The sequence below is a fragment of the Pseudomonas agronomica genome, from assembly GCF_025917275.1.
GTDB classification, from domain to species: Bacteria; Pseudomonadota; Gammaproteobacteria; order Pseudomonadales; family Pseudomonadaceae; genus Aquipseudomonas; species Aquipseudomonas agronomica.
Map to the genome: position 1 here is coordinate 1 of NZ_JAOSHO010001057.1, position 434 is coordinate 434.

At 60.6% G+C, this 434-nt stretch carries 2 protein-coding genes; one reads left to right on the forward strand and one right to left on the reverse strand.

Annotated elements, in window-relative coordinates; genetic code table 11:
• Positions 1–164: GntR family transcriptional regulator (locus OC610_RS28880; protein WP_264433230.1), on the reverse strand; the 164-nt coding region annotated here is incomplete at its 3' end.
• 96 nt (positions 165–260) lie between these two features.
• Between OC610_RS28880 and OC610_RS28885 the strand changes: the two genes are divergently transcribed.
• On the forward strand, positions 261–434 hold a 174-nt coding region (locus OC610_RS28885), incomplete at its 3' end, for a GntR family transcriptional regulator (protein ID WP_264433233.1).

Below are 434 nucleotides of genomic sequence, written 5' to 3' on the forward strand. Positions count from 1 at the left end.
ACCACCGAACGGCTGACGCCTTCGGCTTCCATGATGTGCACTTCGGTGGGGAGCTTTTCGCCGCATTTCAGAATGCCGTCGCGCATGCGCTGGGCGAAACGGTCGACCAGTGTTTCGGCGAGGCGGCGCGGCTTGTTCAATGGAGATAACGCTTGGTCCGTCATCGGCGTGCTCTAGTGTGATCAGCGGGCATTATAGTGAGTTTTGGGGCAAGGTCGCGGCTATAATGCCGCGATCGTCTGGCTTGATGGATAGGTGCAATGGAGCGTGTCACAACCGATCGACGCCTGAGCATGACTCAGCAACTGGTGGTCGACCTGACGCAGCAGATACTCGCCGGCGAGCTGCCCGCGGGCAGCAAGCTGCCGACCGAACAGGTCATCATCAAGGAACGCGGCGTCAGTCGGACCGTGGTCCGTGAAGCCATGTCCCGG